We start from the raw sequence: 22956 nt of genomic DNA on the forward strand, positions 1-22956 counted from the left end.
CGATATCTGTTAATGACACCTTTCTTTTATCGCTTTCGATCACTCCTTCCGGGGTGATGATCCCGATATAAGTGTCTACCGGCTGGGGATATTTCTTCCCTGGGACTCTTTTGGATGTCCTTTTGTAGAGGTAATAAGAATCCCCCTTTTTCTTGACCGTCTTTCCCCTGGTACGATACTGCTGGACCCACTCAGGGTATGTTTTTTGTGTTACCGGCATAGTATCCTCCTTTCCGTATAGGTGGCATATACCTATACTATAGAGATATTATACCTCTACACAGTAAAAAAATCGAGAGCTATGAGCGCTTTGTATAGAGCCCATAACCCTCGATAAATCCTAAGGATTTCTTTGATTCAGTTTCTGTTCATGAAACAACCCTGCAGAGTTTTCGGAGTCTTTTCACAGTTGCTTCTTGCTATTTCATGTCAAACCAATGGTCCTGCAACAGAAGGGGTACTAAAAAGTCCTTGACAGCACGTTACTGGCAAAACGGCAAAAAGTATCCTGGTTTCCTGCGGTGCGCGCCTCGCCCCGTTCGACATTGCCGAGCTTCGTGAGATCATGAGCTATGATGAGATGGAGCTGGATATGCTCGGAGACAGGAAGACGGCGATGTTCGTCATCATCTCCGATACAGATGATACGTTCAATTTCGTCGTGGCGATGATGTACACACAGCTTTTCAACCTGCTCTGCGACAAAGCAGATGACGTATATAACGGGAGGCTTCCCTATCATGTCAGGCTTCTTCTTGATGAGTTCGCGAACATCGGCCAGATCCCGAAGTTCGACAAGCTCATCGCGACGATCCGAAGCCGTGAGATCTCCGCTTCCATCATCCTGCAGTCCCAGAGCCAGTTAAAGACGATTTACAAGGATGCGGCGGAAACGATCCTGGGCAACTGTGACACCATGCTGTTTCTTGGCGGCAAGGAAAGCAGTACCTTGAAGGAGATCTCGGAAACACTCGGAAAGGAGACGATCGACCTTTACAACACCTCGGATACCAGGGGACAGGGACGTTCCTACGGGACGAACTACCAGAAAACAGGAAAAGAATTGATGAGCCGCGACGAGCTTGCAGTCATGGATGGCACGAAATGTATCCTCCAGCTGCGGGGTGTGCGGCCTTTTTTGTCGGATAAATACGACATCACAAAGCACAAACGCTACAAGGAGCTCTCCGATTACAACAGTGCCAATGCATTTGATGTGGAGAGCTACCTGCGCCGCGAGTTGAAGATGGGGCGCAACGAAGTATTTGACTGCATTGATCTGACGGACGACGGCTCTGCTGCCCCACAGGGCGCAAGAGCACGAGGTGAATAAGAAGGTGAATGGCTGGATGAAATACACACAGCCTGTACGTGGTTCCCCTCATTTCGGGAAGGGCGGGTACGGGCATTACAATTGAATATGGAACGAGTTGGCAGGAGCTTTCCGGATATACAGGGAAGCTCCTATTTTTTTACAGAAAGGAAAGGAGGAGGAACCGGGAACAGATCCTGACGCCGGATGAGATCCCGGCGGATCTGTTATCCAGAGTATCTGTATGGATCCGGAGATCAACAGAATAATGGACACAATAATGATCCGGTTCCGAAAGAAACTCCGGATTTTCATGAACAGAATAGAAAGCGCATATACCCGCATAAATACTGGCCTTTTCGAATTGTTCACTTTTTGAAAGTGAACAATAAACAGAATGAAATAGGGCAACAAAGATGGTTCAAAGGCTGGAGGTTTTGTCGTTTTGGGTTTTGTCGATTTTGTCTGTCCTGCTGATTGAATGACCCGGCATTTAGAGAGGCGGGTTCTTCCCCAGGGGGCGGGAAAGTTTGCCCTTGAGAAATAATAAAAAAAACAAATGGATGGATCCCGGGGGCCGCCTTAGCGGCCCCCGCGCCCCTCTGACCTTTTCCAGAAGACATGGACAGCCGCACCCGGGGCTTTGGATTCCTGCATGACTGCAGGCGGGATCGCCCCTGTTTTTGTGACCGGTGCCGCGGCTGGGGTTTTGGTTCTCCCTGGTTACTGATAATGTATAAGGACTCTGCCATAAGGCAGACCTAAATTATCAGACAAGGAGGTAACCAGATGAACATTGTTGAGATGCCGATGGGAGAAGCAAGGGCGAATCCGGAGGAGGCAGCCGCACGGTACGCCGTCTACTCTTACGAGGCGGCAACCCCGAAGGGGCTGGCATACACCAGGTCCTTCATAGTGGTTAAGAACGGGTATGGCGTGATCCTACGGTTTACAAGGCTCCAGGACTATGCAGGGGTCTACGCGGAAGGGATCGCATTCCCGATCAGCTCTGACCCGAAAAAGAAGCTTCACTACATCTGCATGATGCTGAATTACGTGCTCATTGACCATGGGGCGGACTATGGGATCCGGCACGTATTCGGAATCACTAAGGCGATGCTGACGGATTTCTTTGAGGACTATGCCCTTTCGGAGAAGGATGATGAGAGCCACCGCCAGAAGGAATCGGTCGAGAACTGCATCAGCGCTGTCACACGGTTTATGGCGGGCCTGAACAGGAAGTTCGGGAATTACATGGGCGTCACCCGGGCGGAGCTGTACCGGGAGGAGGTGGCGGTTGACCGCCGGGGGCACCGCAGTGTCCGGCTCATTCCGGACTTCCACATCCGTATGATACCGGAGGAACGGGAAAAGTTCCGTGACCTCCCGACAAAGGCATTTGAGCTGCTCGTGCCCATGGCTTTCCGTTATGCGCCAGAAATAGCTTTCGCCATGTGTCTGCAGGCTTTTGCAGGGCTCCGGGCAGGCGAGGCACTGAATGTCCGGCGGGAAGACAGCCCCCTTGGGGCGGGGATCGTGTTCACCCGGACCGCCGGTAACGTCCGCGATGTCCGGATCGACCTGCGCAGAGTGCTCGTCCTCAGATCGGACGGCATGTCCGTAGGCAGGATCAAAAAGCCCAGGATCCAACACGTATACCCTGCCTTCCTGGGAGCGTTCTGCACCGCATATGACCTGCATATGAAATATATCTATGGAAGGCAGTATGAGGAGGCATATGCCCCTGTAATGATCAACAGGAACGGGAAAGCCCTGGCCTATGACAGCTATCGAAAGAAGTTCGGGGAACTGGTAGACAGGCACTTCCGTCCGGCGCTCCTTGGCAGCAGTGACCCTGAACTCCGTATTTACGGACAGCTCCTTTGCGAACACCACCTGACACTCCACAGCCTCCGGCACTGGTTTACTGTCCAGCTCGTGCTGCGGGGGGAAAACATTGCCGGGATCCAGTACTGGAGAGGAGACAAGAGCCCGCAGAGCGCATTTGAGTACCTGCAGAACAAAGGAGACCTGGTCAGGGAGCTCCGGACTGCAGACGAACGCCTTACGGGAATCCTCATGGCGGCGGGAAAGGAGATCTATGGACAGGAATAGATTCTACCTTTACCGGGAAGTTGAGAAGATGGCATTCCAGGAAGGATCCCTGTACCGTGATACCCGTCCATGCAGGGACGACCTTGCAGGTTTTATGGAGGCGAATGAATGGTTCGGCATGGAGATCTTTGGAAGCGGCGACGACATCTATTTTGAAGACGGTACGGTGTTAAAGGCCCCGCTGTCGCTTTGGCTCAGGGCATACCGGAAGCCAGGGGAAGAAAGGATGGATATCCTTTGTGACGCATACCGTGATGCCTTCCCTGATACATGCAGTTACTTCGCAAAGTATCTCAGGGAAAATGAGGTATACGGGAAGGAAGGTGGGCAGCGCGTGCTGGATTTTCTCCTCTCATCCCTCAGCAGGGACATCACCGGCTATTCAGAGGATGAGCTCCAGGGGATCCTGGCGGAAGCCGGAAAATACCTGGCTGTGGCGAATGAAAGGCTGCTGATCGATTTTCTGGGGTATCTCAATCGCAAAAAGCTGGTCCGGATCGACTGGGAGTACGAAGCAGAAGGAAAACGGGTCGTAAAGAGGGAAAACGGCGCCTACCGGTTGGAAGACTTTGCGCTGATGGCCTACACCGTATTCAACCCCGAAGCGTGGGAAGACCACTGCCTGTTGGAAAAAGCTGCCGGGTCACAAAGATATGCGGATATGTGGCTCTTTGTCTCGCTCCACTTTTTCTGCGGCCTCCGCTCCAGTGACATGGAAGCCCTGCCGGTTCCGGAGCTGCCATGGCCGGGTCCGGAACTCCGCCAGCGTATACTGGACGGGAAATTTAAAGGGGAGGAAGCCTCCGCATTTGCAGAACACTGGGTATACCTGACCGGGCTGGCTGGAAAAAGGCCCCATAAAACTTCCATGCACACGGGAATCCCGGAGATAAAGTTCTTCATACCGGAAAGTCTCCTTGAACCAGAGGGGATCATTCTCGGGATGGCACTTTCCCATCATCGTAAGGGGGAGGCATGCGTGCACCCGGGCGCAGAAAAAGCAATGCTTTCTTCGTTCTTCGGGAAACGTTTTGCCAAAGCTGCAGGACAACGCAGGTTTGGGACGAGGCGGGCAAACAAAGCCTACCTGCAGGGAATCGAGGCGTCAGCGGATCCGGTTCCCGGGCGGGCAAAGGGATATATGCTTGCCGCCCTGGCAAGGAGCCACAAAGGAGGCATCGGTACGCTGCCTGAGATAACAGACATCTACCTGAAGGATGCCGCCTTCAGCGGCTACACGCCTGATTTCATCCTTCGTGAAATGTTTGAGAGAGGGATCTTCGGTTTTATCCCGGCCATGCTCATGGAAGCATACAGGGGAGAGGATTTCAGGCGGCTCGGCGTTTCAGGGCAGACACTCCTGATCAAGAGCATCGGGCTTACTGCCGGGGAACTGGAAGGGATTGCCGGATCCGTCCAGCATTCCATCGAGAAGGCAAAAAATGCCGTAGAGGAGCTTTTCTCCGACGGAGGGGATATCCGGGCGATGACCTTCCGGGTGCTCAGGAACATCGCGGCAGACAGTGTGCCCGCAAAACAGGACGGCATGATGTGTCTTTGCCTGGCATCCGGGCATCTGTGCCGGTATCCGGACCGGAGCTGCTGCCTCGGGTGCGGATATGAGGTATACACAAAATCAGCGTTCCATCTGCTTATGCAGGAGTACGCAGTCCTTATACAGAAGAGGAACATTTCCAAAGGCAGGGCAAGGGAACGATATATAAGGCTGGTGGAGGAAGGAATCCTGCCCGCGGCGGCACAGATCCTGGAAAGTATGCCGCTCCTGTATCCGGATGCGGACATGGAGCCAATGCTGGAAATGATGGAAAGGGGGATCGCGTATGCTGCCGCTTGTAAATAAGGAAAACCACGGGACTTATTCCCGATACCTGCGGATCAGGACGCTGGATGAGGAAGTCGTCCTGGAAGCAGCCCGGATCTTCAGCCGGTTCAGGGACCGCGGGGTAATAAAGGGATCAACGTTCGGGGACGATGTCTGGCAGCTTACAGATGAAGTAAAGAACTACGGGCTGTACTTTGGCTGTGAAGGCAGGGCATTCCGCGCAGGTGCGGGGCAATGGTGCGGCGTAGGGTGCAGGACTTTTGAAAAATGCATGAAAGCATACGCTGTATATTCCCTGGGCCAGATATCCATTGAAGGAATCCGGGTACTTGTAAACGAAATGAAAGATCTTGCGGGTATGGACATAGACCAGGCAATGCGCCTTGCCCCCGGCGCACGCATCGTGGAGTTCATATCATCCCTGCCGGGACATGGTGAAGCCAGGGACCGTGTTGTGGAGGCTATGGAGGAAAACCGCCTGTCAAGGAGCTGGAAGGAAAAAGAAAGCCGGAAACTGTCGGAGTTCCGCGACTATCTCCGGTTTGACAAGGAACTGGATGGTTTCTGGCTTGCCGCAGACGCCGGGCAGAAAGTCCACTATTTTCCTGTCTATTTCTGGTGGAAGCTCACGGCGGTCCTTCCTTTGAGGCCGACGGAATTCCTGCTGACGCCGGAAGACTGCCTGCGGCAGGATGGAAATGGATGGGTGCTTTCCGTAAGGCGCACAAGGAACAAAAAGGGGCATGGGAAACTCTCGTACCGGGTGAAGGAAGACTACGAGGTCTGCGAGTACAGCATTCCTGCGGAACTGGCGCAGGAAATACGCTGCTACCAGACTGCGGTAAAACCGTACAGAAAGCCTGAGAACAGGGCGCTGCTCCTGCCGGGGGATCTGTCAACATCCTGGCACCTGACTTACCAGCAGCTGCACGCACGCCTGGACCGTCTGATCAAAAAAGAGCTCGGGGACAGTTCCCTCACGGTCAATCCTGGTGACACAAGGCACCTCGCCATGATCAACCTGATCCTGTCCGGAGGATCTCCTGCTGTGTGCAAAGAGCTTGCGGGCCATGAGGATATCGATATCAGCTCGCATTACTACGCTAATATATCATCTGTTATCGAGGCGTCGGTCTACGAACTATGCCGTTCCGGAGCACAGGGATCCGTCCTGGACGGAAGGATGTATTTCCCTGCGGCCCTTCCATCAGCCCGTGTGAGGGTGGAGGACGGCTGGTGCATAAGTGAAGCGGCTGCGGAAGGCCTGGTAACTGACTGCCTGAAAAACTACAGGGGTGTCGGCAGGCTCGGGGAATGCAGGGACTGCCCGTTCTTTTACCCTGACAGGCGGGGGGTCCGGCTGAAAGTACTGGATGAACGGAAAAAATCGGTGGACCTTGCGGCGGATTATCTCATGCAGATGATCGAAGCCGTGCGCAGGGGAAATGGAAGTGAGGAAAGCATACTTGCAGCAATGGCCAGGATCCAGAAGGCAGGAAATGATTACGCCGGCGTCCTGTACCGGGAACATATGGAGGCAGAATAGATGGGACGGAAAAAGAAAAATGATTCGGGAAAGCTTGCCGCGCTTGCACGGGAGTATTACGAGAAAGAGGCTTTCGCAAACCCGAAAAAGTTAAAGTGCTCCAACTTTGCGAAATACGCCAGGGAGCATGGCTGTGACGCGCAGGCGTACGATTTCCGCAGGGACAGGGAGGTCCGCGCATTTATGGACGAGGTCCTGGGACGTCATGAGGATGCGGATGAGTCCCCGCTGCGGGCCGTTTACAGGAACCTTGATATCGACGCGCTCCTCCTGACAAGCCGTTCCATGGAAGACTTTAAGAGGACCCTGCGGGAAATGGACGCCTACTGGCACCGCATTTACGATGCCGCCGTGAAGGTGGAAACAGAGTCGCGGACGGGCATATCCGGGGAAGCGGAAGCGCTTCTTGAAAGCATGCGGCGCAAGGTCAACATCCTGGAGACAGAACTGGCGGAAACGGAACGTGCCAGGACGAAACTTGAAGAAGAATGCAGATATCTGAGACACGTCCTGAAGAAATACCTTTATCCTGCCGTGGCCGAAGAACTTCTGCGCCAGGAAAACCTCCCGGTGCCGGAAAACACGGCAGTGAAACCGGAATCCTTCGGGGACCTGATCGAAGGGAGCATTCCCATGGGCTACGAAGGAAAGCAGGGCCGGCAACCTGGAAAGAAATCCAGGCAGGAACGCCTGCTTTCCCTTATGAAAGCGCAGGTGTCGGATGGGAAGTAATGTTCTTAAGCCGGGAATCAACGACCTGCGGACAGTCAATCCGCCCCTTGCCGCCGAATGGGACACGGAACGCAACGGCGGTCTTCGCCCTGAAGACGTCATGGCTGGAAGCGAAAAAAAAGCCTGGTGGAAGTGCAGCCTCGGCCACAGCTGGCGGGCGGCTGTATACAGCAGGAACAGCAACGGACGGGGCTGCCCTTACTGCACAGGGCAGAAACTACTCCGGGGATTCAACGACCTCGAGACCCTGAATCCAGCTTTGGCTTCTGAATGGGATCATGAAAAAAATGCCCCTGTGACGCCCCGGATGGTGACAAAAGCAAGCAGCCGGAAGTTTTACTGGGTATGCAGCCTTTCCCATTCATGGCGGGATACAGTCAGCCACAGGCATCTGGGAAGGGGATGCCCGTACTGTGCAGGGCAGAAGCTCCTGGCGGGTTTTAATGACCTTTCGGCAACCCACCCAAAGCTGGCGGCGGAATGGGACTATGAAAAAAACGGCAGCCTCACTCCCTCCGATGTGATGGCCGGTTCAGAGAAAAAGGTATGGTGGAAATGTTCAGAAGGCCACAGCTGGCAGGCAGTTGTATACAGCAGAAAAAACGGTGCAGGCTGCCCTTACTGCACTGGCAGAAAGATTCTCCCTGGCTTTAATGACCTTGAAACCCTGTGTCCGGAGGTCGCAGCTGAATGGGATTATGAGAAGAATGGAAAAACCACACCGGATATGATTCCGCCGTCAACAAACCGCAAGTTTCATTGGAAATGTAAAAAAGGTCATGAGTGGACGGCAGGAACTGCGGAGCGCAGCCGGGGGGATGGCTGCCCTTATTGTTCAGGCAAGAGGTTCCTTCCTGGAGAAGGAGATCTGTTCCATGCCCGTCCAGACCTTATGGGGGAATGGGACTGGGAAAGGAACGAATATCTTGATCCGGCAAAAATGGCACCGTCATCATCAAAAAAAGTATGGTGGCTTGGAAAATGCGGCCACAGATGGCAGGCTGCACCCAAAAACAGGATATATGGAAACGGATGCCCTTATTGTTCGGGAAGGATGATCCTGGCCGGCTTTAACGACCTCTTATCCCAGCGTCCGGAGGTTGCGGCAGAATGGTGCTATGAAAGAAATGAAGGCCTTACGCCGGAATTGGTCCATTATGGCTCTAATAAATATGCCTGGTTCCGATGCCGGCACGGTCATGAATGGCATGCGAGGATAGCTGACCGGACGTATTCGAATAGTCAGTGCCCGTACTGCGCCGGCCGCATCCCCGTGCAGGGTATAACTGATCTCAAAACACTTCATCCTGAACTTATGCGGGAGTGGGACTGGGTGAGAAATCCCGGAATAAAACCGGAGAACTATACAGAAGGTTCGCACAGGCGAGTTTATTGGAAGTGTGAAAAAGGGCACACATGGATGGCAGAGATCTATAAAAGAGTGCAGGGTGGAGGATGCCCGTACTGTTTTCGAAAAAAAGACAAGCATAAGGTATTTCCTGGCGTAAACGACCTTGCCACGCATGCGCCTGAACTTGCTGCGGAATGGGATACACAGATGAATGGGGACCTCCGTCCGGAGGATGTGACGCCGTTTTCCAACCGGGGTATATGGTGGAAATGTAAGAATGGGCACAGATGGCGGACTTCACCCAATATCCGTGCCCGGGGAACAGGATGCCCTTACTGCGATGGAAAGACACCGCGCAGGATGCGGTTGATCTGATGAAAAAGCTGAATAAAAGAAGTACGAAGGGATGCCTCTAAGGTTCCTTTCACGATCAAATCCGCCCTGAAGTTTCAGAGCGGATTTTTTATGCAGGGAGGTGGCTGCATGAAAGATAAACGAGCTCCGCCTGAACGGCGGAAACACCAGGACAGCACTGGAAAGCGCAAGCATAAACGAAAGGAGGAGGAACCGGTGATGGGACCCGGAAATGAACAAAAAAACACCGGGTTTTGCTTTCCAGAGTACCTGAAAAACATCAATAACGAACAAAAAAATAAACAAAACAAAAATCCGGTTCCGGTAATGGTTATGGGATTTTTCAGCAGTGCTATTTCCATCCTCCAGACTCTGGTCTCTGCGATTGGCGCAGGCCTCGGTGTATGGGGCGTGATCAACCTTCTGGAAGGATATGGAAATGACAACCCCGGCGCGAAGAGCCAGGGGATCAAGCAGCTGATGGCAGGAGGCGGCGTCATCCTGATCGGTACACAGCTTGTTCCCCAGCTTTCCGGCTTGTTCGGTTAAACAGGCGGGAGCAGGGCTCCCGCGCTAAGGAAAGGAGAATTGATCCATGTTCGATGCGATATTTGAAGCGATCGAAGTATGGATGCGGACTCTTCTGACGACAATGGTGACGTCCAACCTGCAGAACATGTTCACCGATGTAAATGAAAAAACCGGCGAGATCGCGACGCAGGTTGGACAGACCCCGCAGGGATGGAACAGCGGCATCTTCAACATGATCCATAATCTGTCGAATTCAGTGATCATTCCGATCGCAGGCATGATCATCACATTTGTCATGTGCTACGAGCTGATTTCGATGCTGACGGAGAAAAACAACATGCACGACATCGATACGTGGATGTTCTTCAAATATGTCTTCAAGATGATGATCGCTGTATATCTCCTGAGCAACACCTTCAACATCACAATGGCGGTGTTTGACCTTGGTCAGCACGTGGTAAATTCTGCAGCCGGTGTGATCAGTCATGACACCGCTATTGATACAACGCAGCTTCTAACATCCATTGAAACGGCGATGGTGAATATGGAGCTCGGGGAGCTTGTAGTGCTTGCCCTGGAGACCCTGCTGGTCAGCTTTGGCATGAAGATCATGTCCATTGTGATCACGATCGCCTGTTACGGGCGAATGATAGAGATCTATCTTTATACTTCGGTAGCACCGATCCCGTTTGCCACCCTTACCAACCGTGAATGGGGGCAGATCGGAAGCAACTACCTGCGGGGGCTCTTCGCCCTTGCATTCCAGGCTTTCCTGATGATGGTATGCGTAGGCATTTATGGTGTCCTGGTCGCTTCGATCCGGATCTCCACGAACCTGCACGCATCACTGTTCGGCATCGCATCCTATACAGTGCTGCTCTGCTACACGCTGTTCAAGACAGGAAGCCTGAGCAAACAGATTTTTAACAGTCATTGATCCTGAAAAACTGTTTGAAGGGGAAATCAAAAGAAAGGAAAAGCAGCTGTCCGCATTCCCTGGCAGACGACAGCTGCAGGTGAGACAAAATGGCATATGTCAGCGTTCCGAAAGATTTGACGAGAGTAAAAAACAAAGTGGCGTTCAACCTGACCCGGAGGCAGATCATCTGCTTCGGGGCTGCAGGGCTCATCGGCATACCCTTCTATATCCTGACCCGGGATGTCATTGGAAACAGCAGCGCAATGATGGGTATGGTAGTCCTGATGATCCCTGCGTTTCTTTTTGCCATGTATGAGAAGGACGGGATGCCGCTCGAAAAGGTGCTTATGAATATGATCACAGTCAAATTCAGGAGGCCGCAGATCCGCGTCTATGAAACCGATAACCTGTATGAAAGACCTGAGATCCTTCCTGCGGCAGGGAAAAGCCGTAAGAGGAAGAGGGGGAACACGTCCCGGAAAGGGAAGGCTGTTCCGGGGAACGGAAACTATGGACGGAATATGGACAGCAGGAATCCGGTCGGATGGACGGAAGCGGACCTGAGCCGGAGAAATGCGGCTGCAGCGCTCCATACAGCATCACAAAAAGGAGGAAAGATACGTGCGAGACAGGGATGAATATTCTGCGGATCATACCAATCCGGATGTTTATGAACGTCCACTGACCCGCAGGGAACAGAAACAGAAAGAAAAGCTCGAGAAGCAGGCGGAAGCAATCCGCCAGAGGCAGGAGGCACTGGAGCAGAAACGCCGGGAAGCTGCCAGAAAGGAGGCGGAGAAACAGGCCAGGATCCAGGCAAAGCTGGATGAAAAAGAAGCAAAAAAGCGGGCAAAACAGGAGGAAAAGGAAGCCCGTGAAAGAGCAAAACAGGAAGCAAAGCAGGCAAAGGACGAAGCCAGGCTCGCAAAGAAAGGAAAGGGAACAGGCAAGAGCACAGGCTCCGGATCTTCTTCCGAATCGGGAAGCAATCCCGGAAAAGGCGGGGGAAAGGGTTCTGGAAAGAAAAGCGCCTCCTCGCGGAAGGCAAAGGAAAAGAAGATCTCTGCACAGAAATCTATTCCCTATAAGGAGATGGGACGCGACGGGATCTGCCGCGTGCAGGACCGTCTCTACTCCAAAACGATCCGTTTCTATGACATCAATTATCAGCTTGCTCAAAACGAGGACAAGAGCGCGATCTTTGAGAACTGGTGCGACTTCCTCAATTATTTTGACAGCACCATCCATTTCCAGCTGTCTTTCGTCAACCACAAATCAAACCTTACTGAGTTTGAGAATGTGATCCGCATCGAACCGCAGGGAGATGCTTTTGACGATGTCCGTATGGAATATGCACAGATGCTGCAGGATCAGCTGGCCAAAGGAAACAACGGCCTGATGAGGACCAAATACATCACGTTCGCCATTGAGGCAGGAAACATCCTCGAAGCCAGACCCAAGCTCGAAAGGATCGAGGCAGATATCCTGAATAACTTCAAGGTGCTGGGAGTACGTGCTTATCCCTTAAACGGCGTAGAACGCCTGCAGATCCTCTATGAAACCTTTAATCCGGAGCAGGACGCACCGTTTACCTTCCAGTATGAACAGCTCATTAAGACCGGGCTTTCTACAAAGGACTTCATCGCCCCGACCAGTTTCGTCTTCAAAAACGGGCGGTCCTTTCAGATGGGTGAGACGCTTGGTGCAGTCAGTTATCTGCAGATCCTCGCGCCGGAACTCACGGACAAGATGCTGGCAGAGTTCCTCGACATGGACAAGAACCTGGTCGTCAACCTTCATGTCCAGTCGATCGACCAGATGCGGGCGATCAAGCTCGTCAAGGGCAAGGTTACTGATATCAACCGGATGAAGATCGAGGAGCAGAAAAAAGCGGTCCGATCCGGCTATGACATGGACATCATCCCGTCCGACCTGATGACATACGGAAATGAGGCAAAGCGCCTTCTGGAGGATCTCCAGTCCCGCAATGAGAGGATGTTCCTGGTCACGGTCCTTTTCCTGAACACGGCGAAGACCAGACAGGAACTGGACAACGCTGTTTTCCAGACTTCAGGAATCGCGCAGAAATATAACTGTGTGCTCCGCCGTCTGGATTATCAGCAGGAACAGGGTCTGATGAGCAGCGTCCCGCTGGGCCTGAATCTTGTCCCGATCAAACGTGCCCTGACGACCACATCAACAGCGATCTTCGTGCCGTTCACGACACAGGAACTGTTCATGGAGGGTGAATCCCTTTACTACGGACTCAATGCCCTCTCCAACAACATGATCATGGTGGACAGGAAGAAGCTCAAGAACCCGAACGGCCTGATCCTCGGTACCCCGGGCTCCGGCAAATCCTTCTCCGCGAAGAGGGAGATCAGCAATGTCTTCTTTGTGACAAAGGATGATGTGATCATCTGCGACCCTGAAGGAGAATACTATCCCCTTGTGCATGCGCTTGGCGGCCAGGTCATCCACATCTCTCCCACCAGCCACGACTACATCAACCCGATGGACATCAACCTCGATTATTCCGACGATGATAACCCGCTCGGTTTCAAATCGGATTTCATCCTGTCACTCTGTGAGCTGATTATGGGAAGCCGGAACGGAATCGAACCGGAAGAGAAATCCGTCATCGACCGGTGTCTGCCCATCGTTTACCAGAAGTATTTTGAGAACCCCGTGCCGGAGAATATGCCGACACTCGGGGACCTGTACACAACACTGCGTGCCCAGACGGAGGTCCAGGCACAGCGCATCGCGACAGCCCTCGAGATCTATGTCAACGGATCCCTTCGCGTTTTCAACCACCGTACAAATGTACAGCTCGACAACCGGATCGTCTGTTTTGACATCAAAGACCTCGGCAAGCAGCTGAAAAAGCTCGGAATGCTGATCGTACAGGATCAGGTGTGGAACCGGGTTACACTAAACCGTTTCGCCCATAAATCCACTAGATACTATGTGGATGAATTCCACCTTCTTTTGAAGGAGGAACAGACAGCAGCCTATTCCGTTGAGATCTGGAAGAGATTCCGTAAATGGGGAGGGATCCCTACCGGCATCACCCAGAACATCAAGGATCTGCTGGCATCGAGGGAGATTGAGAATATTTTTGAGAACTCGGATTTCATCTACATGCTCAACCAGGCTTCCGGCGACCGTCAGATCCTGGCAAAGCAGCTGAACATCTCTCCCTATCAGCTGTCCTATGTCACGAACAGCGGTGAGGGCGAAGGACTTCTCTTCTACGGGAACATCATCATTCCCTTCAAGGACAGGTTTAACAAGAACCTCAAGCTCTATGAACTCATGACGACCAAGCCTGAAGAGGTCCAGAAGCGGAAGGCAGAAGAAGAAAAGGAAAAGGCAGCAGGACTGCCGGAAAGGATCGAATATGAAGAATAACAGATACAAGAACAACAGCCATATTGGCGGGAGTGAAAAACGCTTTGTAAATAATGAGGAAAACAGAGAAGCAGGCAGCTGCAGGTAGACCGTCGGAAGAGCGACCATGTTTGACAGGATCTTTGTTGAGGATCTGGATCTGAGAAATGAAGGAGACCTGGACAGGTTTTTCGACATGATTTTTGGCGAGTGGTCACAGATGTCAGGGGCGGGGTTTGGTATTTATCCCCTGATCGGAATGATTACGATCGATCCCGAAAACAATATGAGCAGTCAGGTCCTCGTCGCAACAGCAGCTTTATCTCCTGGAAGTGGAGCGGAAGAAGACATGCAGGAAGAAGGATCTGCGGAGCAGTCTCCCGGAGGGGCACCGGAACATCCTGTGGAAGGCGGTGAAAGCGGCAACGCACAGGAAGAGCCCACTGACAGTTCTCCTTCTGCGGAGATCACGCCTGATTCGGGACGGGAGGCGGACGACGGCGATGTGATCGACAGAGAGGATGTCCGCCAGATGTTGACAGATATGGATTGCCTCAAAGGCCTGCTCTATGCCGCCAGTCAGATCATCCTTCTGGGAGATATCGGCGCCGTTACTGCAAAGCAGAGAGATGATGCATTTTCCCAGTACTGCGAAAATGCAGAACAGATTGTTATGAAGTGGGAAGACTACAGAAAAAGCGAATACTGATCAATGTGGGAGAACCGGGGAAAAGGACGCTGTGAAAAGGCTCCTTTTCTCCGGTTTTTGCAATCGGCCTGAGGGAGCCGTCGGTCGGCTTCCATACATAGAAAGGAGGATCCCAGTTGGCCGGAAAAGAATATAAAGCAAGATCCAGGACAGTACAGAAAATGAGCTGTGACGGCCTTGTGGAAGAGAATCTCCGGACCGGGAAGAAGCACAAGGTGGTGACCGGAAGGGTAGACGCGATCCGGATCGGAGACAGGCCGATGGAAGTCTATGGACATTCCGGGGAAGATGAAACGGATGCGTCACTTACAAGAGACCGGCGGCTGGACCGGCATGGCATGCAGGAAGCCGGGACAGATCCCGGAGGACGCATGGAAGGGGCGGATCCGCAGTTTCACAGGACAGATGACCCTGATGGCAGCAGCCGGCACAAAAGAAGGATATCACAGAAAAAAGGAGCTTCGCTGCAGGAGGCTCCTTCTTCTTTTGAAGGGAATCTGGCGGGAGCATCCGACAGCGGATCTTTGGACCTGGAGGGAAACCCTTCAGGGGCATCCGATGATGAGACCCGGACCGGAAGGGATCATCTGAGCCATGAAAAGTATGCGGGGGCACTGCGTAAGGAACGCGGGGTACAGCCGTATGGCCAGGAAGGGACACGTACAGACGGATCCTCTTCTTTTCAGAACACAGGGACCCGGGATGAACTTTTACAGGACAGCCGTAGGCATCGGCTTCAGCAGAGAAGATACGCCCTTAACCAGAGGGAAAGCTCTTTCCAGGAGGAAATCTACACTGAGCCCGACAAAGGACTTTCTTATACACAGGATGAAAAAAGAAGCCTTCAGGGTGCGGAAGGGACTGAAACAGTTCTGCAGAATTCTACTGATCCTGGAAAGGATACGGAAGAATACGATGCGGAAGGCGGCCTTTCCAATGAATCCCAGAGATTACAGCGGATCCGTGGACATCCTGCCGGGCATGCGTCGGCATCAGCCGGTTATATGGAAGGCTTTCACAAAAAGGAACCCGGAAACAGAAATGTGGACTATGAAGACACATCGTCACAGCGAGGTTCCCGCCTGCGTGAGACATCCGCAGAGATCAACGGGCTTGATGACCTGCGGGAAGAAGTACAGTCGAAAAGAAAAAAAGGGCGCCTGAATTATGGACAGGGCAAAGCACGGGATCCGTCCCGTCTTTCTTTTGACGATGGGAACGGCATGGTGAAAGGAAGCGGTGCAGGCTTTTCGCGCAGAGCTGCGGGTGCTGCTGCCGGTGCCGTCACGGGTACGGTGGGAAAAGCTGCCGGGATAACGGGCGGAATAATACATTCCAAAATTGAGGAAGCGGCAGCTGAAGATGAAAATGTCGGAACACAGGCCGCCCACCATGTCGAAATGGCGGCGGAGGGATCCGCGAGGACCATTGCCTCAAGGAATACCCGCCGCTCCAGCCGCAAGGCCATGGCATCAAGGCGTAAATCCGAGACATCTGCCGCAGAACGCCTGCTTTTTGAGGAAGGTGAAGGGAAAAAGGCTGTCAATACAGCAAAGACAGAGGCTGAAAAAAGAGCGTCCGTCAAAAGATTCTTCCGGAAACAGCGGCAGAGAAAGATGCTTGCAGCCGCGAAGAAGGAAGAAAAAACGGTAGAAAAGATCTTCCGGGAACAGCAGAGTCTTGTCTCAAAAGCGGCTTCTGTTGTACGGGATGCCATCGTCCGCAACAGCAGGACCTTCCTGATCATCGGGTTCGTCGGACTGATGTTTTTTCTTGTTACGGCAAGCCTGGGAAGCTGCGCGGCTCTGTTGCAGGGTGCCGGCCATACCATGATCTCCACGACTTATCCCTCCACAGATGAGGACATCTATGCTGTGGAAAACCGGTACAGAGAGCTGGAAGCAGGCCTCAATGCCCAGATCAACCGCATGCAGCAGACGCACCCGACCTATGATGAATTCCGTTTCCAGATCGATGAGATCACCCATAATCCCTATCATCTTATCTCCTATTTCACTGCTAAATATGGGCAGTTCACTTATGACCAGGTAAAAGATGAACTGGAAGAGATCTTTCGTGAGCAGTACACTCTGACAACCTCGGGAGAAAGAGGTGTGACGATCACGGAAACAAGGACCGTGAGGCCGGGTGAATCCCTGGGACAGGTCACAACCAGCGGCTACTGTCCCTGCGAGATCTGCTGCGGGCCGTATGCCGGCGGGACGACTGCGAGCGGTGTTTATCCAATGGCGGACCATACCATTGCGGTTGATGCATATAACCCCTTTGTCCCTATGGGGACACATGTCATCATGAACGGCATCGAATATGTCGTGGAGGATACCGGGGCATTTGACCGTTTCGGCGTTCAGTTTGATGTCTACTATGATGACCATCAGACTGCCCTGGCACATGGGCATCAGACATGCGAAGCCTATCTTGCCGAGGGAGGCGGCATTGATGAACTGGAGCTCACGATCACGAGGACGGTGGACCGCATGAGCGTCGTCCTGACAAACCATGACCTTGATACTGTCCTGCAGAACAGGATGACAGCGGATGAGAAAGTGAGGTACAGCCTCTATAACGTGACCTATGGCAACCGAAGCTATCTGTTCGACCTGAATAACCTGCCCAGATACGGAAATGCAAGCCGCGATTACACGATCCCTCCGGAAGCCTTAAGTGATGAGCGTTTTGCCAGGATGATCGCGGAAGCGGAAAGGCATCTTGGAACGCCTTATGTCTGGGGCGGTTATGCTCCGGGAGGGTTCGACTGTTCCGGATTTGTCTGCTGGGTGGTCAATCACTGCGGAAACGGCTGGGACATTGGAAGGACAACAGCAGAAGGCATACGACAGCGTTGTGCTTACGTTTCCCCGGAGGACGCGAGACCGGGTGACATCATCTTTTTTGAACATACCTATGATTGTGCGGGAGCCAGCCACGTCGGCATCTACGTCGGGGACGGCATGATGATCCACTGCGGTGAGCCCGTACAGTACACATCGATCAATTCACCATACTGGCAGGATCATTTCATGGAATTCGGACGCCTGCCGTGATGATCCGGCTCATATGGCAGAAGGGAGGTGAGCAAAACGAGCAAGAAGCAGAGACGTCTGATCGAAGAGGAAGAAAAAGCCCTGAAGAAGATCTCAGAGCTGCAGGACTATGTGAAGGAGCTCCGGGAAGCGAGGAAGAAGGAAGAGGATGTAGAGATCCTCAGAACGCTGCGCAGCCTGAAGCTTGGGGCATGGGATCTGTATAACCTGCTGACCGGTATTCAGGAAGGAACCGTGATCATGGAGGCACGCCCGCCGGCGCCGGACCAGGAAGACATTTCAGAAGATGCAGGAGATTCCGCTTTGGATAAAGACGGGGAAGATCCAGCCGGATGGTCAGGAGAAACATCCCTGGATGGACCGGCAGAGAGAACTGAGGAAGATGCCGGAGAAAGAGACTCGGGCAATGAGTGATCTTTTGCAGATCGATCCCTAAAGGCAATACAGAAAAAGGTAACAGGTACTGAGATGTACCGGAAAGAGAGGAAATCAATGACGCAGAGCAAGTCAGCCACGTACAGGCAGATCCTTTTGAAACTGGCAGCGATCATAACAGCAGGGATACTCCTGTCAAGCTGCTCACACATCCCGGTCTATGCAAAGACGGATCCCGGATGGAACGGCCAGGGAGGTGTCGCTCAGGAGCAGACCGAAGGCGGTGAATACACGGATTCATCCGGCGCTGTTTCAGATGGGAGTACCGAAGGAAACAATGCAAATAACGATAATACAGAGAATGACAGCAGCGACGGGGACAGCCATTCGGAAGATGACAATTCCAATGATTCCAAAACGGAGCCAGGGTTCACGACTCCCGGCAACGGCGACCTTGGCGATCAGATCAAGAGTTCAAACGGAAAGGATTTTTATACGATCCACACAAAGAACAACAATACCTTTTATATGGTTATTGACCATACAAACTCTACAGAGAACGTATATATGCTTTCCCTCATCGATGAAGATGACCTGGCGGAGTTCCTGAAGGATGCTGACACAAAGACATCCCAGAAAACAACGCCTCCGGTCATCCTCCCCGAGACACAGACGCAGACATCTACGGGTACTGCTGAGAAAACACAGACACAGGAGGAGACGCCCGCACCAAAAGGGCCGTTCCAGAACAGCATGATCTGGATCATCCTTCTGGCCGGTGCCGGGATCGTAGCCTTCTACTATTTCAAGATTTATAAACCCGAGCATGAGGAAGAGGAGAACGACAGCGAGGGGATCGAGACAGGAGACGGCCTTCCTACAGAATTTGAGGAATAAAGACCTGTTTGCTGATCCATGACGAAATCATTGCTGCTGGAAGCCGGTATTTGGAAACACTCAGGGTGAGCCGGGTACCGGCTTCCTCAGTTATACAGCCCGGCTCATTACCTGGGCAGAAAAAGAAACGCTTATAGATCAATGCACATAGGAGGAATCATAAAAATGAGTGCGGAAAGAATGGATTTTAAAGAATTTACAGATGTTATAAGGGAGAATATCCGCGACTATCTCCCGGACAGCTATCGGGACGCGGAGATCAAAGTGGAAGAATTCCATAAGCTCGACCATTCCTATATGGGGATGCAGGTCAAAAGAGAAGGACAGATGGTTGTCCCCAATATCAATCTGGATGCCCATTACAGTACTTTCATGCGGAACGGCCAGAGCCTTGCCGGCATGGATGCCGTCCTGCAGTCGATCTCACAGGAAGTCCAGAGTCAGCTGCTTTTTGACACGGAATGGCTTCAGGATTACAGCCAGGTAAAAGACAAACTCTATATCCGTGTCAGTGATGCGCAGGAGAATGCCTATATACTCAGCAATTCCCCGCATAAGGAAGTTGACGGACTGGCAGTGTCCTATCATATCGCCTTTGAGAACGGACATGGGATCGAGGCTTCCACCACTGTTACCAACAACCTGTTGAAAATGTATGGAATAACGGAGGAACAGCTCCACAATGATGCAATGGCAAGCTCACAGCAGCTTCTTCCTGTACATCTTGTCAGCCTTGCAGAGATGATGGGACAGATGATGGGCATGGATGCGGATATGGTCAGGCCGACGATGGATGAACCTCAGCTCATGGTCCTGACAAATGAGCAGGCACTCCACGGTGCCGGAGTACTCTTCTATCCGGATATGATGGATACCATTGCTGACTATTTCGGATCGGATTATTTCGTCCTCCCGTCCAGTATCCATGAGGTGCTTCTTCTCCCTGATGACGGGACTGTTGATCCCGATGTTCTGGAAAATATGGTCCAGGATGTGAATATGGCAGCTGTTGCCCCGGAGGAACGGCTTTCAGATCATGCCTATCACTATGATGCGAAGGACCATGTTCTGGAAAAGGTCGAAACTTATGGAGCCCGCATGGAGATGAAGGAGATGGAGGCGGAAAAAGCGGTTCGAGAGAGCGCATCAAAGGAATCGGTAGAAGATGCCTCAAAAGCTGAAGAGCTCCATGGATCCGAGCCTGCAGCCGCGAAAGTTCAGGAAGCGGCAGAAGCAGATTCCGGAAGATCTGAAAAACACCGGGAAGCACCGGGTACGGAACGCAGATCTGTCCTTGCGCGCCTCAATGACAAGAAGGAAGAAGTCAGGGCGCAGCCGAAGAAGAACACACCTGTGCACGCGAAGGCTGAGGAGCTTTGACAGAGGGAAACCGTCACCGTACAAAAGAATGGCAGAAAGGAAGGTTCGAGATGAAAAAGAATACAAATATGCTTGAGAGACTGAGGCATTATCGGCTCATGGTATCCTATGCCGCCCGGCAGAAGCAGAAAGAAACGGCAGACAAAACAGGAAAGAGAAAATGATCGTAAAGGTGCAGGCATCCGCAGACAGCGGTGCCTGCTTTTTTTCGACCTGTATGGTGGAGTTCCTAAACGCTCCAACCGTACAGGTCACTATTTAAAAAGATAGGAGAAATGAACATGTGTAAAAATCCATTTGAAGAACGTTTTTTGGTAATTGCTGAGAAACCGAGTGTCGCAATGACCATTGCATCCGTCCTGGGATGCAAAAGAAAAAGGGATGGGTATCTGGAGAGCCCGGACGGTGCAGTCAGCTGGTGTTTCGGTCATCTGGCTGAATACGCCATGCCGGAGGCATATGATGAAAACTACAGGAAATGGTCGCTGGAAAACCTTCCCATCATTCCTGACCAGTGGAAACTCATTGTCCAGAGTGACAAAGCCAAGCAGTTCAAAGTCCTTTGCAATCTCCTGAACAACCGGATGGGAGCCGGATCGGACAGCGGTTATTCGTGTGCTCCCTTCGATTATGTGGTGAATGCCTGCGATGCCGGACGGGAAGGAGAACTCATCTTCAACCGTGTCTACGAGCTGTCTGGGAGCAGGCTTCCTGTGAAACGCCTGTGGATCTCGTCTATGGAAGACGATGCGATCATGGAGGGTTTCATGAGCCTGAAAGACGCTGCGGAGTACAGGAATCTGTCGGATGCCTCTGTCTGCAGGGCACAGGCAGACTGGCTGGTCGGCATCAATGCTTCCCGTGCATTTTCCACGGTTTATGACTGCAGGCTTTCTGTAGGAAGAGTACAGACGCCTACTCTTGCCATGCTCGTAGAACGCGGAAACCAGATCGACAACTTTGAGAAGGAACAGTATTTCATCACCCATCTTCTGGTAGACAGCATGGGGAATACAATCGATGCGGTATCCGAACACTTTACTGACAGGGAGGAGGCCAACCGTCTGGCAGGGATCTGTAACGGACGGGCAGCGACTGTCCCTTCCATTGAACGCAGGACAAAAACTGTGCGGCCACCCAAGCTTTATGACCTGACAACACTGCAGCGTGACGCGAACCGCCTGTTTGGCCTGACTGCGGGAACCACGCTCCGCTGTGCCCAGGCACTGTATGAAAGCAAGCTGATCACATATCCCAGGACAGACAGCAGGTATCTGACAGATGATATGGGGCAGACTGCATCAGATGTGCTGAAGGTTTGTTTCCAGACATTCCCTTTTCTCTCTCAGGCAGAAACAGCTTCACCCCTCACAGAGATATCCGCTTCCGCGATACCCTCTGTTCAGGGAGCAGAGTCCCCGAATATCGGCAGGCTTCTGGACAGTCGGAAGGTCTCTGATCATCACGCGATCATTCCGACCATAATGATCGAAAAAACAGATCTTTCCACTCTTGATAAGGACCAGAAAAAGATCCTCACGCTGATCGCTTCCAGGCTGGTCTGCGCCACAGGACAGAATCACGTATACGAAACAGTGAAGGCTACCCTGCTGTGCTGCGGTTATCCCTTCGCAGCAATGGGGCGCATTGTCAAGGAAGAGGGGTGGAAAGCAGCAGAAACCGCCATGCTTACCCAGTGCCGTGCCTTTTCAGATGAGGGGAAAGAGGAAAAAGAGAGTGTTTTCTCCGGACAGGATCTTTCCACACTTTATCAGGGTGCCCAGTTCCCTTCCGTTAATACAAAAGTTACAGAGCACTGGACTCAGCCTTTGAACCAGTACACGGAAGATACCCTCTTACATGCCATGGAAAAGGCCGGAGCGTCTGACATGGAAGCAGATGTGGAACGGAAAGGGCTTGGTACACCTGCGACAAGAGCAGGGATCATCGATAAACTGGTCTCTTCAAAATATGTATCCAGGAATAAACGCCAGCTGATCGCCACCGAAGCAGGCAGACAGCTGATCGAGATCCTCCCGGCTTATCTCACATCCCCGAAAATGACAGCGGACTGGGAAAACCAGCTCCTCATGATGGAGCGCGGGGAACAGGACCGGCAGTCCTTCATGGGAGGGATCACGCAGCTGATCTCACAAATGCTGCAGGAATGCAGACAGATCAGAGATGATGATAAACAGCGTTTTTCTGCAAGCGGTGAAACCATTCAGGGCAACCACACCCGTGGAGGAGTTGGGAAATGTCCTGTCTGCGGTTCTCCTGTTTATGAGGGAGATAAGACTTTTTACTGTTCTAATCGGGACTGCAGCTTTGTCCTCTGGAAGCATAACCATTATCTTGACAGGCTGCGGACAGCCCTGAACAGCACAATGGTGCAGGACCTTCTGGAAAAAGGCAGGACAACTGTCAAAAACCT

At 52.4% G+C, this 22956-nt stretch carries 14 protein-coding genes and 3 pseudogenes; 16 read left to right on the forward strand and 1 reads right to left on the reverse strand.

Annotated elements, in window-relative coordinates:
- A pseudogene (locus BLT02_RS15460) lies at positions 1–220 on the reverse strand (hypothetical protein); the annotation flags it as partial.
- Positions 221–487: 267 nt separating this feature from the next.
- Between BLT02_RS15460 and BLT02_RS15465 the strand changes: the two are divergent.
- The 16 genes and pseudogenes from BLT02_RS15465 to BLT02_RS15545 all read left to right on the forward strand — a co-directional run.
- A pseudogene (locus BLT02_RS15465) lies at positions 488–1333 on the forward strand (TraG/TraD/VirD4 family protein); the annotation flags it as partial.
- Between the two features lie 768 nt (positions 1334–2101).
- Positions 2102–3427, forward strand: a complete 1326-nt coding sequence (locus BLT02_RS15475) for a site-specific integrase (protein ID WP_092997568.1) — start codon at positions 2102–2104, stop codon at positions 3425–3427.
- Positions 3414–5288, forward strand: a complete 1875-nt coding sequence (locus BLT02_RS15480) for a hypothetical protein (RefSeq protein WP_092997571.1) — start codon at positions 3414–3416, stop codon at positions 5286–5288. The genes BLT02_RS15475 and BLT02_RS15480 overlap by 14 nt, the downstream gene beginning before the upstream one ends.
- Complete coding sequence (locus BLT02_RS15485) at positions 5269–6816, forward strand: site-specific integrase (protein ID WP_092997574.1); 1548 nt, start codon at positions 5269–5271, stop codon at positions 6814–6816. Before BLT02_RS15480 ends, BLT02_RS15485 begins: the two co-directional genes overlap by 20 nt.
- A complete protein-coding gene (locus BLT02_RS15490; protein WP_092997577.1) occupies positions 6817–7548 on the forward strand; it encodes a hypothetical protein in 732 nt (243 codons plus the stop codon).
- Positions 7538–9274, forward strand: a complete 1737-nt coding sequence (locus BLT02_RS15495) for a zinc-ribbon domain-containing protein (RefSeq protein WP_092997580.1) — start codon at positions 7538–7540, stop codon at positions 9272–9274. The genes BLT02_RS15490 and BLT02_RS15495 overlap by 11 nt, the downstream gene beginning before the upstream one ends.
- A 312-nt stretch (positions 9275–9586) precedes the next feature.
- A complete protein-coding gene (locus BLT02_RS15500) occupies positions 9587–9802 on the forward strand; it encodes a Maff2 family mobile element protein (protein WP_092997604.1) in 216 nt (71 codons plus the stop codon).
- A 46-nt stretch (positions 9803–9848) separates the two neighbouring features.
- Positions 9849–10721 carry a VirB6/TrbL-like conjugal transfer protein, CD1112 family gene (locus BLT02_RS15505; RefSeq protein WP_092997583.1) on the forward strand — a complete coding sequence of 291 codons (873 nt, stop codon included), beginning with the start codon at positions 9849–9851 and terminating at the stop codon, positions 10719–10721.
- Positions 10722–10810: 89 nt separating this feature from the next.
- Positions 10811–11122 (forward strand): annotated as a pseudogene (locus BLT02_RS18020) (PrgI family protein); the annotation flags it as partial.
- A gap of 640 nt (positions 11123–11762) precedes the next feature.
- Positions 11763–14117 carry a VirB4-like conjugal transfer ATPase, CD1110 family gene (locus BLT02_RS15515; RefSeq protein ID WP_092997607.1) on the forward strand — a complete coding sequence of 785 codons (2355 nt, stop codon included), beginning with the start codon at positions 11763–11765 and terminating at the stop codon, positions 14115–14117.
- A gap of 106 nt (positions 14118–14223) precedes the next feature.
- Positions 14224–14805, forward strand: coding sequence for a hypothetical protein (locus BLT02_RS15520; protein ID WP_092997589.1), 582 nt, complete (start codon positions 14224–14226; stop codon positions 14803–14805).
- A gap of 116 nt (positions 14806–14921) precedes the next feature.
- The gene (locus BLT02_RS15525) at positions 14922–17870 is read left to right on the forward strand and encodes a C40 family peptidase (RefSeq protein ID WP_139187703.1); all 2949 of its coding nucleotides are present in this window, start codon (positions 14922–14924) and stop codon (positions 17868–17870) included.
- 27 nt (positions 17871–17897) lie between these two features.
- Entirely contained in the window at positions 17898–18284 is a 387-nt protein-coding gene (locus BLT02_RS15530; RefSeq protein ID WP_092997592.1) for a DUF4315 family protein, read from the forward strand.
- Between the two features lie 78 nt (positions 18285–18362).
- The gene (locus BLT02_RS15535) at positions 18363–19142 is read left to right on the forward strand and encodes a CD1107 family mobile element protein (protein ID WP_175453886.1); all 780 of its coding nucleotides are present in this window, start codon (positions 18363–18365) and stop codon (positions 19140–19142) included.
- 165 nt (positions 19143–19307) lie between these two features.
- Complete coding sequence (locus BLT02_RS15540) at positions 19308–20522, forward strand: DUF5688 family protein (RefSeq protein WP_092997598.1); 1215 nt, start codon at positions 19308–19310, stop codon at positions 20520–20522.
- Positions 20523–20803: 281 nt separating this feature from the next.
- Positions 20804–22956 (forward strand): DNA topoisomerase (locus tag BLT02_RS15545; RefSeq protein WP_092997601.1); only part of this gene is annotated, 2153 nt, incomplete at its 3' end.

It is taken from the genome of Sarcina sp. DSM 11001 (assembly GCF_900101015.1).
Classification (GTDB): domain Bacteria; phylum Bacillota; class Clostridia; order Lachnospirales; family Lachnospiraceae; genus CAG-791.

Bases quoted from the DNA above. Each gene is read 5' to 3' on its own strand.
- BLT02_RS15475 (WP_092997568.1), top strand. From the start codon at position 2,102: ATGAACATTGTTGAGATGCCGATGGGAGAAGCAAGGGCGAATCCGGAG.
- BLT02_RS15480 (WP_092997571.1), top strand. From the start codon at position 3,414: ATGGACAGGAATAGATTCTACCTTTACCGGGAAGTTGAGAAGATGGCA.
- BLT02_RS15485 (WP_092997574.1), top strand. From the start codon at position 5,269: ATGCTGCCGCTTGTAAATAAGGAAAACCACGGGACTTATTCCCGATAC.
- BLT02_RS15490 (WP_092997577.1), top strand. From the start codon at position 6,817: ATGGGACGGAAAAAGAAAAATGATTCGGGAAAGCTTGCCGCGCTTGCA.
- BLT02_RS15495 (WP_092997580.1), top strand. From the start codon at position 7,538: ATGGGAAGTAATGTTCTTAAGCCGGGAATCAACGACCTGCGGACAGTC.
- BLT02_RS15500 (WP_092997604.1), top strand. From the start codon at position 9,587: ATGGGATTTTTCAGCAGTGCTATTTCCATCCTCCAGACTCTGGTCTCT.
- BLT02_RS15505 (WP_092997583.1), top strand. From the start codon at position 9,849: ATGTTCGATGCGATATTTGAAGCGATCGAAGTATGGATGCGGACTCTT.
- BLT02_RS15520 (WP_092997589.1), top strand. From the start codon at position 14,224: ATGTTTGACAGGATCTTTGTTGAGGATCTGGATCTGAGAAATGAAGGA.
- BLT02_RS15535 (WP_175453886.1), top strand. From the start codon at position 18,363: ATGACGCAGAGCAAGTCAGCCACGTACAGGCAGATCCTTTTGAAACTG.
- BLT02_RS15540 (WP_092997598.1), top strand. From the start codon at position 19,308: ATGAGTGCGGAAAGAATGGATTTTAAAGAATTTACAGATGTTATAAGG.